Source organism: Uliginosibacterium sp. H1, assembly GCF_036017065.1.
Taxonomy (GTDB): Bacteria; Pseudomonadota; Gammaproteobacteria; order Burkholderiales; family Rhodocyclaceae; genus Uliginosibacterium.
On record NZ_JAYXHR010000001.1, the window covers coordinates 312,686 to 326,431 of the forward strand.

The 13,746-nt window shown below is 67.6% G+C and carries 12 protein-coding genes; 5 read left to right on the forward strand and 7 right to left on the reverse strand.

The features are described from left to right. Positions 1-31: 31 nt before the first annotated feature. A complete protein-coding gene (gene corA / locus VVD47_RS01420; protein WP_327601617.1) occupies positions 32-1,033 on the reverse strand; it encodes a magnesium/cobalt transporter CorA in 1,002 nt (333 codons plus the stop codon). 266 nt (positions 1,034-1,299) lie between these two features. Between corA and VVD47_RS01425 the strand changes: the two genes are divergently transcribed. From VVD47_RS01425 to VVD47_RS01445, 5 genes are all read left to right on the forward strand, one after another. Then, complete coding sequence (locus tag VVD47_RS01425; protein ID WP_327601618.1) at positions 1,300-2,424, forward strand: NAD(P) transhydrogenase subunit alpha; 1,125 nt, start codon at positions 1,300-1,302, stop codon at positions 2,422-2,424. Positions 2,425-2,448: 24 nt separating this feature from the next. Continuing rightward, the gene (locus VVD47_RS01430; RefSeq protein WP_327601619.1) at positions 2,449-2,748 is read left to right on the forward strand and encodes an NAD(P) transhydrogenase subunit alpha; all 300 of its coding nucleotides are present in this window, start codon (positions 2,449-2,451) and stop codon (positions 2,746-2,748) included. Further along, on the forward strand, positions 2,745-4,127 hold the full coding sequence (locus VVD47_RS01435) for an NAD(P)(+) transhydrogenase (Re/Si-specific) subunit beta (RefSeq protein ID WP_327601620.1): 1,383 nt from the start codon (positions 2,745-2,747) through the stop codon (positions 4,125-4,127). The genes VVD47_RS01430 and VVD47_RS01435 overlap by 4 nt, the downstream gene beginning before the upstream one ends. Positions 4,128-4,357: 230 nt before the next feature. Then, positions 4,358-5,260, forward strand: a complete 903-nt coding sequence (locus tag VVD47_RS01440; protein ID WP_327601621.1) for an amino acid ABC transporter substrate-binding protein — start codon at positions 4,358-4,360, stop codon at positions 5,258-5,260. A gap of 112 nt (positions 5,261-5,372) precedes the next feature. Then, positions 5,373-6,200: a formate/nitrite transporter family protein gene (locus tag VVD47_RS01445; protein ID WP_327601622.1), complete on the forward strand. Its 828-nt coding sequence runs from the start codon at positions 5,373-5,375 to the stop codon at positions 6,198-6,200. Positions 6,201-6,284: 84 nt separating this feature from the next. Here the strand turns inward: VVD47_RS01445 and VVD47_RS01450 are convergent, their stop codons facing one another. From VVD47_RS01450 to VVD47_RS01475, 6 genes are all read right to left on the reverse strand, one after another. After that, positions 6,285-7,751, reverse strand: a complete 1,467-nt coding sequence (locus tag VVD47_RS01450) for a glycosyltransferase family 39 protein (protein ID WP_327601623.1) — start codon at positions 7,749-7,751, stop codon at positions 6,285-6,287. Positions 7,752-7,753: 2 nt separating this feature from the next. Next, complete coding sequence (locus VVD47_RS01455) at positions 7,754-9,295, reverse strand: ArnT family glycosyltransferase (protein ID WP_327601624.1); 1,542 nt, start codon at positions 9,293-9,295, stop codon at positions 7,754-7,756. Between the two features lie 104 nt (positions 9,296-9,399). Then, a complete protein-coding gene (gene pbpC / locus VVD47_RS01460) occupies positions 9,400-11,730 on the reverse strand; it encodes a penicillin-binding protein 1C (protein WP_327601625.1) in 2,331 nt (776 codons plus the stop codon). A 117-nt stretch (positions 11,731-11,847) separates the two neighbouring features. Next, entirely contained in the window at positions 11,848-12,177 is a 330-nt protein-coding gene (locus tag VVD47_RS01465; RefSeq protein ID WP_327601626.1) for a low molecular weight protein tyrosine phosphatase family protein, read from the reverse strand. Further along, on the reverse strand, positions 12,174-12,818 hold the full coding sequence (locus VVD47_RS01470) for a 2-dehydro-3-deoxy-6-phosphogalactonate aldolase (protein WP_327601627.1): 645 nt from the start codon (positions 12,816-12,818) through the stop codon (positions 12,174-12,176). The genes VVD47_RS01465 and VVD47_RS01470 overlap by 4 nt, the downstream gene beginning before the upstream one ends. Continuing rightward, positions 12,815-13,744, reverse strand: a complete 930-nt coding sequence (locus VVD47_RS01475) for a 2-dehydro-3-deoxygalactonokinase (protein WP_327601628.1) — start codon at positions 13,742-13,744, stop codon at positions 12,815-12,817. Before VVD47_RS01475 ends, VVD47_RS01470 begins: the two co-directional genes overlap by 4 nt. Positions 13,745-13,746: the final 2 nt, after the last annotated feature.

The following is a 13,746-nucleotide window of genomic DNA, read 5'->3' on the forward strand; positions in this document are numbered from 1 at the left end:
GTTCAGGCCCGCTTGCCCGGACCCTTGTTGCTCAGGCCCGCTTGGCGTCCAGCCAGCGCTTGCGCCAGAACACCAGCCCCATGCCGACGGCCAGCGCGAACATGATGGCCAAGGCCTCGATCCAGCCGTTGCTGTGCTTCAGCAGCGGCAGGTACTCGAAGTTCATGCCGAAGAAGCCGGTGACCAGGGTGGCGGGGGCGAACAGCATGGTCACCACCGTGAGCAGCCGCACTTCCAGGTTCAGGCGGTTGCTGACCGCCGACAGGTGAATGTCCAGCAGGTCGCCGATCAGGTCACGCAGCGAATCCAGGTGTTCGATCACATGCACCGAGTGGTCGTACACATCGCGCAGGTAGAGCTGGGTCTCCGCGGTGAAGAATCCCCCGGTGTGGCGCAACAGGCTGTTGAGCACTTCCCGTGTCGGCCAGGCGGCGCGGCGCAGCTCCAGGGTCTCGCGCTTGAAGTGGTTGATGCGCTCCAGCGGATTGACCGGTGCATCGGTGATCAGCAGGTCTTCCAGTTGCTCCACGTCGTCGGCGATGGCTTCGACCACCACGAAGTAGGGGTCCACCACGGCGTCGATCAGGTTGTGCACGAGGGCATCGCTGCCCAGGCGCCGCAGCACGCAGTTGTCCTTGCGCAGGCGCTGGCGGATCGGTTCGAACAGGCCGGTCGGCTCTTCCTGGAAGCTCAGCACGAAGTCACGGCCGAGCACCAGGCTGATCTGGTGGCTCAGTGCATCGCTGTTCGCGTCGTCGTACTTGAAGGCACGCAACACGATGTAGAGGTAGTCGCCGTAGTCGTCGACCTTGGGTCGTTGCTCGGTGTTGGCGATGTCCTCCATCACGAGCGGGTGGAGGTTGAAGCGCCGGCCGATCTCCTGCATGACCTGCGTGTCGTGCAGGCCATGCACGTTCAGCCACAGCATGCGGTGCTGGCGGTGGTAGCCGCGCGAGCCTTCGATCGACTCGAAGGACACTTCCTCGAGTTCCTTCTCGTCGTAGTCGAAGAGCGTGATGTTGATCTTCGACATGAGCACATCGCCCACATGCTGCACACTACCGGCCGGTTGTCCGAGCTTGCGGGCGTAGTTCCTGCGGCGCTTTGCGGCACGCCGTTGCGATCGGGTCCTGGGGGCCTTGCCGGTATTTTCCGGCACGGCAGGACCGGTCGTCGGCGTCGGGCTCGACTCGTTGTTGGCAGGTGTTTCCGGCATGGTGCTATGCGTCCCTGTTATCCTCTGGTTGAGTATGATGCATCGGGCAAACGTGTGACAAACCATCAGGAGAACACGAATAAATGGCTCTGACACTGGGAGTGTTGCAGGAGGCGGATCAGGCGGAGCGACGCGTGCCGCTGGTGGCCGATGTGGTCAAGAAATACCGCCAGGCGGGTGCCACCATCGTGATCCAGTCCGGCGCGGGCACGCGTGCCCACATCGATGACGCAGCCTTCGGCGACGTACAGGCCCTGCCCACCGCCGAGGCAGTGCTGGCGCAATCCGACATCCTGCTGACGGTGACCGCACCGTCGCTGGAAGTCATCGACCAGATGAAACACGGCAGCGTGCTGCTCGGCATGCTGCAGCCGTACGCGAGCGAGAATCGCGTGCAGAAGTTGCTGTCGCGCGGCATCACCTCTTTCGCCATGGAACTGCTGCCGCGCATCTCGCGTGCGCAGAGCATGGACATCCTGTCTTCGCAGGCGGCCTGTGCCGGCTATCAGTGTGTACTGATCGCCGCCAGCCACTGCCCGAAGTTCTTCCCGATGCTGACCTACGCGGCCGGCACCATCCGTCCCAGCAAGGTGTTGGTGATCGGTGCCGGCGTGGCGGGCCTGCAGGCCATCGCGACGGCGAAGCGCCTGGGCGCGATGGTGGAAGCGTATGACGTGCGCCCCGAGACGCGCGAGCAGATTGAATCGCTGGGCGCGAAGTTCGTCGACACCGGCGTGTCGGCGGCTGGCAGCGGCGGCTATGCCCGCGAACTGACCGAGGAAGAGAAGCAGCAGCAGGCAGACCGCCTCGCCAAGGCGGTGGCGCAATGCGACGTGCTCATCACCACGGCGGCGATTCCCGGCAAATGCGCGCCGCGCATCATCACCGCCGCGATGGTCGCCGGCATGAAGCCGGGTTCGGTCGTCGTCGACATGGCGGCGGAGAGCGGCGGCAACGTCGAGGGCACGGTGTCGGGTGACGTGGTGCAGGTCGGTCCGGCCACCCTCGTCGGCCCCAGCCACCTGCCCAGCCGCATGGCGACCCACGCGTCCGACATGTTCGCGCGCAACCTCTTCAACTTCATCGGTCCGATGATCAAGGACGGCGAGCTGAAGCTGGACTGGGAGGACGAGGTGCTGGCCGGCGCCTGCCTCACCCACGAAGGGGCGCTGCGCCACGAAGGCGTCAAGAAGGCCCTGGGCCTGTAAGCCACGCGAGGAGAACAAGAAATCATGGAAGGCTTTACCGCGCTCTACATATTCATGCTCGCGGCATTCACCGGTTACGAGGTGATCTCGCGGGTGCCCGTCATCCTCCACACCCCGCTGATGAGCGGCTCCAACTTCGTGCACGGTGTCGTGCTGGTCGGCGCGATGGTTGCGCTGGGTCGCGCCGAGACGCCGCTGGAGCAGGCCATCGGTTTCGTCGCCGTGCTGCTGGGGGCCGCCAACGCGGCGGGTGGTTACGTCGTCACCGAACGCATGCTGGCGATGTTCAAGTCCGACAAGAAGAAGGCAGGGGGCCATCAATGAGTGCCAGCGCGATCGTCCAGATCTCGTATTTCGCGGCCGCGGTGCTGTTCATCGTCGGTCTCAAGAGCATGTCCTCGCCGGTCACGGCGCGGCGCGGCATCATCTGGGCCGGTGTCGGCATGGTGGTGGCGACCGTCGCCACCTTCCTGACGCCCGGCATGGGCAACTTCGCGCTGATGATCGCGGCCATCGCCATCGGCGGTGGCGTGGCCTGGTGGAGCGGCAAGATCGTCAAGATGACCGACATGCCGCAGATGGTCGCCATCTACAACGGCATGGGTGGTGGCGCCGCGGCGGCCATCGCCGCGGTGGAATTCGTCCGTCATGAAGCGCACGGCGAGCTGACCATCGCCCTGGCGGTGCTGGGCGCGCTGATCGGTGCGGTGTCCTTCTCCGGTTCCTGCATCGCCTTCGCAAAACTGCAGGGCCTGATGAAAAAGGCCTACCGCCTGCCCGGGCAGAACATCTGGAACATCGCCCTGGCCGGCGCCACGCTGGTGGTGGGCCTGTCGATGGTCCTGCTGTCCGACAAGATGACCGGCGTGCAGATCCTGTCCTTCTTCATCCTGTCGCTGGTGCTGGGCGTGGTCATCACCATGCCCATCGGCGGCGCCGACATGCCGGTGGTGATCTCCCTGTTCAACGCCTTCACCGGTCTGGCGGTGGGCTTCGAAGGCTATGTGCTGGGCAACCCGGCGCTGATCATCGCGGGCATCGTGGTGGGCGCGGCCGGCACGCTGCTCACCCAGCTGATGGCCAAGGCGATGAACCGCCCGATCACCAACATCATCTTCCAGCCGCTCAGTGGCGAAGCCCAGGCGGGCGGCGCGACGGTGGAAGGCAGCATGAAGGAAGTGGGTGCGCTGGATGCCGCCGCGATGATGCGCTACGGCTCCAAGGTCATCATCGTGCCGGGCTACGGCATGGCGGTGGCCGGTGCGCAGCACAAGGTGTGGGAGATGGCCCAGTTGCTGGAAAAGGCGGGCGTGGAAGTGAAGTTCGCCATCCACCCGGTGGCCGGCCGCATGCCGGGCCACATGAACGTGCTGCTGGCCGAAGCCGGCGTGCCCTACGACAAGATCTTCGACCTGGAAGAGATCAACGCCGAATTCCCGCTGGCCGACGTGGCACTCGTCATCGGTGCCAACGACGTGGTGAACCCGTCCGCCCGCACCGACAAGAGCAGCCCCATCTACGGCATGCCGATCCTGGACGCGGACAAGGCCCAGAACGTCATCGTCATCAAGCGCGGCAAGGGCGCGGGCTACTCGGGCATCGAGAACGCCCTGTTCTACGCCGAGAACTGCCGCCTGTTGTACGGCAGCGCCCAGCAGGTGGCGGGGGAAGTCGTCGGCCACATCAAGGCGATGGGCGACTGATACCGCCCCGTCCCAGCCAGCAAGAAGGCCGCGCAAGCGGCCTTTTTTCATGCGGGCGACAAGACGCCGGTGCATGCCGGCGTTCTGTTTTCAGCGGGAGATACCGACCATCCATTTCCTGCATACCTGCAAGCCGATTGTCTGACAAAATGCGGGTATACCCGTAGCGCAGCCGCCCTGGCGGCTGTTTTTGTTGTGGACGGCCCATAAGGCCAGCAGGAGTGCATCACATGGCAGTCGTTTCTCTCCCCGTGCGCCTTGCGGCGCTCGCCCTTACCGCAGCAACTCTTGCTGCTCCTGCGCTGGCGGCTGACACCCTGGAGAAGATCCGCCAGACCCGCAGCATCACCATCGGCAACCGGGAATCGGCGCGGCCGTTCTCCTTCCTGGATGCCGACAAGCGACCGGTGGGCTATTCCGTCGAGCTGTGCCAGCGCGTCGTGGAGTCGATCAAGCGTGAGCTGAAGATGCCCGACCTGAAGGTGAACTACCTTACCGTCGCGGGCGCTGAGCGCATTCCCAAGCTGGTGGCCGGCGCCATCGACCTGGAGTGCGGCTCCACCACCAACACCCGTGCGCGGCAGGAGCAGGTGGACTTCAGCTACACCTTCTTCGTGGCCGGCATGAAGATCCTGAGTTCGGATGCCGCCCTCACCAGCCCGCAGGCGCTGGCCGGCAAGAAGGTGGCGCTGAGCAAGGGCACGACCTCGGAGAAGCTGTTCAGCCAGCTGCGTGAGGCCGAGGTAGGCACCATGCAACTGGTGAGCTTCCCCAGCAACGGCGACGCCCTGAAGGCACTGCAGGCCGGCCAGGTGGCGGCTTTCCCGCAGGACGACGTGCTGCTGCAGGGCATGCTGAGCACGATCCCGGACGCACAACGCTACCGGCTCGGCGAGAGCTATCTGTCCGTGGAGCCCTACGGCATCATGGTCCGCAAGGGCGATGCGGCCTTGCTGTCGCTGGTGGACCGCACCTTGTCGCAGCTTTATGCCAGCGGCGAGATCAACGCCATCTACGCGCGCTGGTTCGATTCGCCGACGCTCAAGGTGCCGATGTCCAGCCTGCTGCGCGACTCCATCATGCGGCCGTCCAAGCAGGCCGCCTTTGCGCTGATCCTCGGCCACACGCTCTGAGCGAAGCGTCGCTGACCAGTCCGGAAAGGGCCGCGCAAGCGGCCCTTCCGCTTTCCGGCGGCCTGCATCGCCGGAATTTGTTGCTGCGCGACAAACCACGGGAGCCGGCCTCGTGCTGCAATGGCGCCAGAATGACGCCGCCAATGCGTCATCGCACATCCCGGAAGAGGCCGCCATGATCGATCGCCCCATCGTCGAGAAATCCACCGCCACCGGCGTACGCAAGGCGTCGCTGCTCGCGCAGGATCCCGTCCGCTACATGCTGAGGGCAATCCTTGCCGGCATGTACCTGTCCATCGTGGTCTTCGTGTACTGGTCGCTCGGCAACGACCTGCACGACTCGCCCTGGGGCAAGGTGCTGGCCTCGGCCTTCTTCGGCGTCGGGTTGTCGATGATCGTGTTCTCCAACACGGAGCTCTTCACCAGCAACAACATGTACCTCGCCATGTCATCGGCGGAGGGGCAGACCAGCTGGGCGCAGACCAGCTTCCTGTGGACGGCCTGCTACCTGGGCAACCTGGTTGGCGCGCTGATCGTCGCCGGCCTGCTGTACTTCGCCGGATCGCTGGCGCTGCCGGCCGATCACCTGCTGCACACGGGCGCCTTGCACAAGGCGCACCAGGCGGGATTCGTCATCTTCGTGAAGGGCATCCTGGCCAACTGGATCGTGTGCCTGGCCGTGCGCCTGTCGATGGCGATGAAAGAGGACATGGCGAAGATCGCAATCATCATCGCCGTGGTGTTCATCTTCCTCTACCTCGGCTTCGAGCACTCGATCGCGAACATGGGCACTTTCTCGATGAGCATGCTCGGCGGCGGTTCGCTGGGCTTCGGGGATGCCGCGCACAACTTGTTGTACAGCACGCTGGGCAACATCGTCGGCGGTGCAGTGCTGGTCGGCCTGCCGGTGCGCTACATCAATCCGCCGCCCAAGGAGTGAGTGCGTGGCCGCCAGAGGCGCTGGCGGCGAGTGCATGCGCAAGGGCACGCCCAGGCACGTCTGAGGCACGTCCAGGGGCACATGCTAAGGGCGGCCTCTGTAGCCCTTCACCACGGTCAGCCAGGCTTCGCGGCTGCGTCCTTCGGCGATCGCCAGCTGCCAGTGCTGCGGGGTGGCTGCCTCGTCGAAGGCCGCGAGGATCTCAGAAGGCTCCCACTTCGAAACCAGGATGGCGGTGCGGCCGGCGTAGCGCTCGTCCAGCGGACGTGTCAGCTGGTAGTGGCTGGCGATGCGGCCCTGCGGGTCACGGTTCCAGCTTGCCAGTTGCGGCTTGAGGTCACGCAGCTCGTAGAGCATGTGCGCGGCATAGGCGCGGTCATCCACCAGCAGGTAGGCGTCCGGGTGCTGGATGAGCAATGGGCGCACCTGTTGAGCCAGTTCCGGAAAGCCGCGACCGCGGTTCAGCGGGTCCCAGCGCGGGGGCAGTTCGCGGCCGGTCAGGTGCCAGACGTCCTGCAGGTGGTACACCGCCAGCATCAGCACGGCATTGACGGCGATGGCACTGCGCCACCAGCCGGCGCTTCGCTGCGACAGCCACAGCGTGGCGAGGATCAGCGCGCCGACCAGCGCGGGTGCGGCCCAGTTGCCGTTGGCCTCGGCGCGTTCCGACTGGGCGGTGGTGATCAGCAACAGGGGCAACGCGAAACACAGCAGCAGCTGCATGCGTGCTTCGCCGCGCGTGCGCCACGCCAGCAGCAGCGACGCGATGAAAGCCAGCGCGAATACCGGGCCGAGCGAGCCGACCTGGGCCAGCAGGAATTCCCCGAGGTTGCCGCTCTTGTCGTTGCCGGCAACGTGCGTGATGTCGGCCGTGTGGCGCAGCGTCGGGAAGTCGTTCTGCCAGTTCCACCACAGGTTGGGTGCGAGGATGGCCGCGGCCAGCAACATCGCGACCCACAGCTTCGGGTTGAGCAGGTGGTGGCGGCGCCGGGCGTCGATCAGCACGTACAGCGCAGCCGACAGTCCGAAGGCCGCCATCGTGTACTTCGCCATCAGGCCGATGCCGACGAGCGCGCCCAGCAGCAGCCAGTGCGTCCAGCGGTTGTCTTCGAGTGCGCGGACCAGCGCCAGCATCGCGGCCGCCCAGCAGAACAGCAGCGGCGCGTCGGTCGACACGAACAGGCCGAGCGCGGACACCAGCGGTATCAGCGAGAAGGCGACGGCCACCTTCAGGGCGAGCGCGGCGTCATAGAGATGCCGCACCAGCGCGAACAGCACGAAGCTGGTCGCCGGGTACAGCAACAGGCTGGGCAGCTTCACGGCGATCAGGCCGTCGCCGAAGAGTGCGGTGCTGGCGGCGATCAGCCAGGCCACCACGGGCGGCTTGGAGTAGTAGCCCCAGTCGAGTTCTTTCGCCCAGGTCCAGTACTGCGCCTCGTCGACGTACAGGCTGACACCCAGGTGGGGGATGACCCAGATGCGGTAGGCGGTGAGCAGTAGCAACCAGACGGTGAGCTGTCGCAGGGCGCGGCCGGAGGTGGCGTCGTGCATGCTCAACGCACTTTCACCAGCCGCACGCCGCCTTCCGCGAACAGGATGTCGACCGGGGCATCGGCCGGCAGGCGGTCGGCACGGGTCAGCGCCAGGTCTCCGGGCTGCGGCGGCCGGGCGGGGGTCTGTTGCTGGCGGTAGACGCTGAAGCTGGGCGCATGGAAATTCCACTGCACCGCCGGCCCCGGATGGTTGCGGGCGGCCAGCGCCGCGCGCTTGGTGGGGCCTTGCAGCACGTCACCGACGAAGGGCGTGACCAGCAGGCACAGCAGCACGGTCTGCGCGCCGGCGATCAGCACCACGCGGCGCCAGGCCGGCGCGCGATGGCGCAGGGCGACGCCAAGGGACAGCACCAGTGCGCAGATCAGCGCCGGCAGGTAGGCCGGCTGCAGCGCGTCGCCGAGGCGGGCAACCTGCATGTTGTAGAAGCGGTCACGCACCCAGCCGGCCTCCAGCGAGTGCTGCAGCAACCAGGGCAGGGCCGCGAGCACGCCCAGCAGCAGCAGGGCAGGCAGGGCGGCCAGGAAGGGATTGCGCAAGGTATTGCGGTGCGCGCCCAGCAGCACGAACAGCGGCGTACAGCCATACAGCGCGTAGTGCGGCAGCTTGGTGCCGGACAGCGAGAAGAACACCACCACGAAGCCGGCCCAGATCCACAGGAAGCGGCGCATCGGCTCACGCACGTCGCTGCGCAGTTTCGTCAGCGCAGCGATGAGGAAGCTGGTCCAGGGCAACAGCAGGGCCGGCACGATCAGCACGTAGTAGAACAGGGTGCCGGAGTGCCCCTCCAGCGTGCCGGAGAAGCGCTGCACGTTGTGGCGCAGGAAGAAGCCGTCGATGAAATCCTGCCCGTGGATCACCAGTGCCGCGACGTACCAGGGCGCGGCCACGCCGATGAGGATCAGCCAGCCCAGCGGGTCGAACACGCTGCGCAGCCAGTCACGCCAGCGCCCCACGCTCAGGCAGTAGAGCAGGGTGGTGGCGCCGGGTACCAGCAGGGAGATGGGCCCCTTGGTCAGCACGCCCAGCGCGATCCACAGGTAGCTGCGCAGCAGCGGTGCGCGGCCACCGCCTTCGAGGTGGCGCCATCCATCCATCAAGGCGAGCGCCAGCAACATGTTGAGCAGCGAGTCGGCGGTGGAGGCGCGGCCGATGATGTGGGTGCCGATGCAGGTCGCCACAATGGCCGTGGCCATGATGGCGGCATCGCGGCCGAAGCGCGGCGCGGTGAAGCGGCCGACAGCGTATGCCCAGAAGGTGGCCGCCAGCGCCGAGGGCAGGCGGAAGGCCCACTCGTTGGGGCCGAGGATGAAGACGAAGATCGCCTGCAGCCAGTAGATGAGGATCGGCTTGTCGAAGCGCGGCTCGCCATTGAGCCAGGTGGACAGGAAGTCGCCGCGCTCGAACATCTCCCGCGTCGCTTCGGAGAAGGCGCCTTCATCCACGTCGAACAGCGGCGCGCCGCCCAGGTTCAGCAGGAAAGCCAGCAGGGGCAGGGCGAAAAGCAGGAAACGGGTGCGGGCGTCGAGGGTGACAGGCTGCAAGATCGGCTCGCTACAGTGCGGAACGGCGCTCATGGTAAACCACCGGGCGCCCCAGGGGCGGCCCGGGGGCAAGCGGTGGCCTGCGGGTGGCGCGTGGCCAGCGCTTATTGCTTGAGGTCGAAGGCGATGCTGGCGTACTGGCCGTTGGCATCCATCGCGGTCAGCGTGTGCGCGCCGGCCTCGGCGATTTCGAAGCTCAGGGCGCTGCCGGCGGGCGCGACGCGCGTCAGGCGTCCATCCAGCAGCCAGTACTGCCGCCCGTTGCCGCCGACGCTGCGCACCGTGATGCTGGCGCTGCGACGCCCGGGCGTCGGCCGCAGGGTGGTGCCGGCGGACAGGCCGGCGATACGCAGGCTGCCGCCCGGCCGCGGTGCGGCGCAGTCGGCCTGCCAGTCCGGCGGGCTGAAACGGACGCGGTCGCCGGGCGACAGCCAGGGTTCCAGCTGCGTTGGCCAGCGGGCGATGCTGCGCGGCAGGGCCTGTGGATTGCATTCCGGCAGTGTGCGCAACCGGCTGTGCGGGTCGAGCCAGATCGTCTCGACCAGGCCGCGATCACGCACGCGGTCGATGAAGGTCGGCGGGATGGCATCGTTGAGCGTCCACGCGCTGCGCCTGCGGTGGCAGTGTGCGGCGGGCGTGGCGTCGGCGGCACCGCCCAGCGGCCAGCAGACCTGGGCCACCTTCACACTGGCGGGGCGTTTGCGGCGCGTGGTTTGCGCCGGCAGCGCCGCGGCAATGTCCTTCAGCAAGGGCGCGGCGATGTTGGCGCCGAAGAAGCCCGGGTTGGGCGTGCCGTCGGGACGGCCCACCCATATGCCGATGGTGTAGGCATCTGTGACGCCCACCGCCCAGGCGTCGCGGAAGCCGAAGCTGGTGCCGGTCTTCCAGGCGAGGCGTGGTCCGTTGTGCGCTTCGACGAAGGGACGGTCGGGATGCCCGCCGGTTTCCAGGATGTCGCGGATGATGAACGCGGCGCCTTCGCTCATCAGGCGACTCTCGATGCGCGGTGCATCCGGTGTCAGCCGCGGCTGTCCTGCCAGTCCACCCGCCGCCAGCGCGCGATAGGCGCCCACCAGTTCCTCCAGGGTGGTGCCGCCACCGCCGAGGATGAGGCTGAGGTTGGGCGATTCGCCGCGCGGCATGCGCAGGCGCAGACCACCGGCACGCAACTGCGCGGCGAAGCGCGACGGACCGACGCGGTCCAGCAGGTCGACCGCCGGCACGTTGAGCGAACGCTGCAGCGATTCGGACACACTCACCGCGCCGGAAAAGTCCGCCTGGAAGTTGCCGGGCTCGTAGCCGCTGAAGGACTGCGGCACATCCGACATCAGGCTCTCCGAATGGATCAGGCCCTCGTCCAGCGCCATCGCGTAGAGGAAGGGCTTGAGCGTGGAGCCCGGCGAGCGCACGCCGCGCACCATGTCCACATGGTTGAAGCGACGCGCATCGCTGAAGTCTGCCGAGCCGGCGTAGGCGCGCACCGCCAGGCTGTCGCTCTCCATCACCAGCGCGGCCATCGACACGTGTGGCGGCAACTGGCCGACGCGATCGGCGAGCAGACGTTCCAGCGTGGCCTGCATCTCGCGATCCAGCGTGGAGCGCACGACCGCCACGGCGCCGCGGGCCTGGCGGGTGCCGAGGTCACGACGCGCCTGTCCGCGCAGGCGCTCCGCGGCGATGGGCGCCAGCCACTGCGCGCGCAGCGGGTTGGCCGCCACGCGCTCGATGCGGGCGTCCTCCACCACCGCGGTGGGCCAGATGCCCAATGCATCCATGCGCGCCAGCACCTTGTCGCGTGCGAGCTGGGCCGCCTGCGGCGCACGGTCGGGGCGCAGCCGCGAGGGGGCCTGCGGCAGCACCACCAGCAGCGCCGCCTCGGCATGCGACAGCTGTGACGATGGCTTGCCCAGGTAAGCGCGGCTGGCCATCTCCACGCCCTCGACGATGCCGCCCATCGGCGCGTGGTTGAGGTAAAGCGCGAGGACCTCGTCCTTCGACAAGCGTGCCTCAAGTTGCAGCGCACGCAGCATCTGGCGCGTCTTGCCCCACAGGCTGCGGCCGCGCGGTGGTTCCATGATGCGGGCCACCTGCATCGTCAGCGTGGAGCCGCCCGACACGATGCGGCCATGGCGCAGCCATTGCCATGCGGCGCGCGTCATCGCGAGCGGGTTGATGCCGGGGTGCCAGCGGAACCAGCGGTCCTCGTAGGCGAGCAGGGCCTCGCGGTACAGCGGGGAAACCTGGTCGGCGCTCACCGGGTAACGCCACACGCCATCGACGCCCGGCCAGCTGCGCAGCGGCGTGCCGTCCTGCGCCACGACGACCAGCCCTGCAGCCGTGCGCGGCAGCGGTGGAGGAAGCAACTGATCGAGAAGGAGCGACCCCGCCAGCAACCCGGCCAATGCACAACGCAGGGGATGCCTGCGCGCCTGCATGCGCAGGCTCCCGCCAAGCGCCCGCATGCCTTGGCGGAGATGGTGGAAGGGGCGTGCCGCTGCGATGGACATGCGCGGATTGTACGAAGCCGGAGCGCCCGTGCCCGACGCGCTGCGTCAGGTAGCGACCGGCAGGTGTGGCGTGACCTTGCGCCGCAGCAGATCGACCAGTGCCGGCGCCATGAAGGGATACTCGTCCGGGATGTCCAGGCACACCACGCGCTGCCCGCGCAGTTGTGCGCCGAAGCGGGTGGACAGCCTGTGGCGGTGCGCCTGTTCCATCACGAAAATCAGGTCTGCCCATTCCACCAACTCGGGCGTCAGCGGATTCACGGCGTCGTGGTTGAGCCCCGCCGAGCTGCAGGCGATGCCGGGATGGTCGGCGAAAAGCTGTTCCGCCGTCGGGCTGCGTAGCCGGTTCTGGCTGCACAGGAACAGCACGTTCACACCACTGCCTTCCACGCGTCGACGTAGGCGCGTGCCCGTTGCGCCAGTTCATCCGTGCCGCGCCCGGGGGCGTACAACTGGCTGCCGATACCGAAGCCGTTGGCACCCGCGGCCGTGTAGCCCGCAAGACTCTCCGGCGTGATGCCGCCCACGGGTATCACCGGTACGGCAGCCGGCAATACCGCACGCCAGGCCTTCACGACCGTGGGTGGTACCGCCTCGGCCGGAAAGATCTTGATGCCCTGCGCGCCGGCACGCAGGGCAGCGAAAGCCTCGGTCGGTGTCGAGACGCCGGGCAGCGACCACAGGCCACGCTCGCGCGTGGTGCGGATGACTTCCGGGTTGCAGTCCGGCGAGATGATCAGTTCGCCACCGGCCGCCGCGACATCCGCCACGGCCTGCGGCGACAGCACAGTGCCGGCGCCGATCAGCACGTCGGGCGGCAGCGCGGCACGCAGGCTGGTAATGCACGCCAGCGCGCCGGGCCGGTTGAGCGGCACCTCCAGCACGCGGACGCCGGCGTCGAACAGGCATTGACCGACCGTGACGGCTTCGTCTGGCGTCAGGCCCCGCAGGATGGCGATCAACGGTACGGCGGGCAGCGGGTAGAAATGCTCGGTGGTGCTCGTGCCTGGGTTCATGTCAGTCGACCTGCGAGGGAGCGCAGCGCACGCATCGCCGCGACAAAGACTTCGTCCGGATCGAACACGCGGGTGGCGACACCCAGGCGGGCGGCAGCGCGTCCGTGCAAGGCCGCGAGCCTCGCATCGCCCACGATGTTCACCCGGCCACCCGCGAGCTGTGCGCGCAGTTCGGGGTCATGCCATTCGCTGCCGATCAGCAAGCCCGACAGCCAGCCCTTGCCCTGCGTGGCCGGCAGTCGCTCGCGCAGGATACCGGCACGCAGCGAAAACAACGCGCGGCTCAGCGCATGTCCCTGCGCCGCCACCGACAGGCCGGCTTCGAAGCCCTCGGCTTCGGCAGGCGCTGCATCCTGCGCGTCTTCTGCCGCCTGCAGCACGCCAGCCAGCGTACCGGCGCCCCGCAGCAGCGCGAACAATTCGCCGGTCATGAACGTGTGCAGCCGCGTGATGCGCCCGTCCTCCACCCACACCCATTTGCTGTGGGTGCCCGGCAGCAGATAGCAGCCGTCGCCGCCGCCCAATGCGTGCACGCCGAGGATCTGCGTTTCCTCTCCCCGCATCACATCCGGCCCCTGGTCGTCGCAGACGCCCGGCACGATGCGCACCCGCGCCGCCTCGAAAGGAACCTCGACCAGGTGCTGTCCGATGGCACCCAGCGCCACAGGCGCGGGAAGATAGGGCGCCTCCACCCAGCCGCTGCGACTGCCCACCATGCCGGCCATGAGCACGTCCGGCCGCTCACCCAGTTGTGGCCAGTGTGCGAGGAGGGTGCCCAGCGATTCCGCAAAACGTCCCTGGCTGGGCAGCAGACCCTGGTCGTCGGCCTGGCGCTCGACGACCGTGCCGCCGTCGTCCAGCAGATAGGCGCGACGATGGGTGGTGCCCCAGTCGATGGCCAGCCAGTGGGTGTCGGAATTGCGCATGC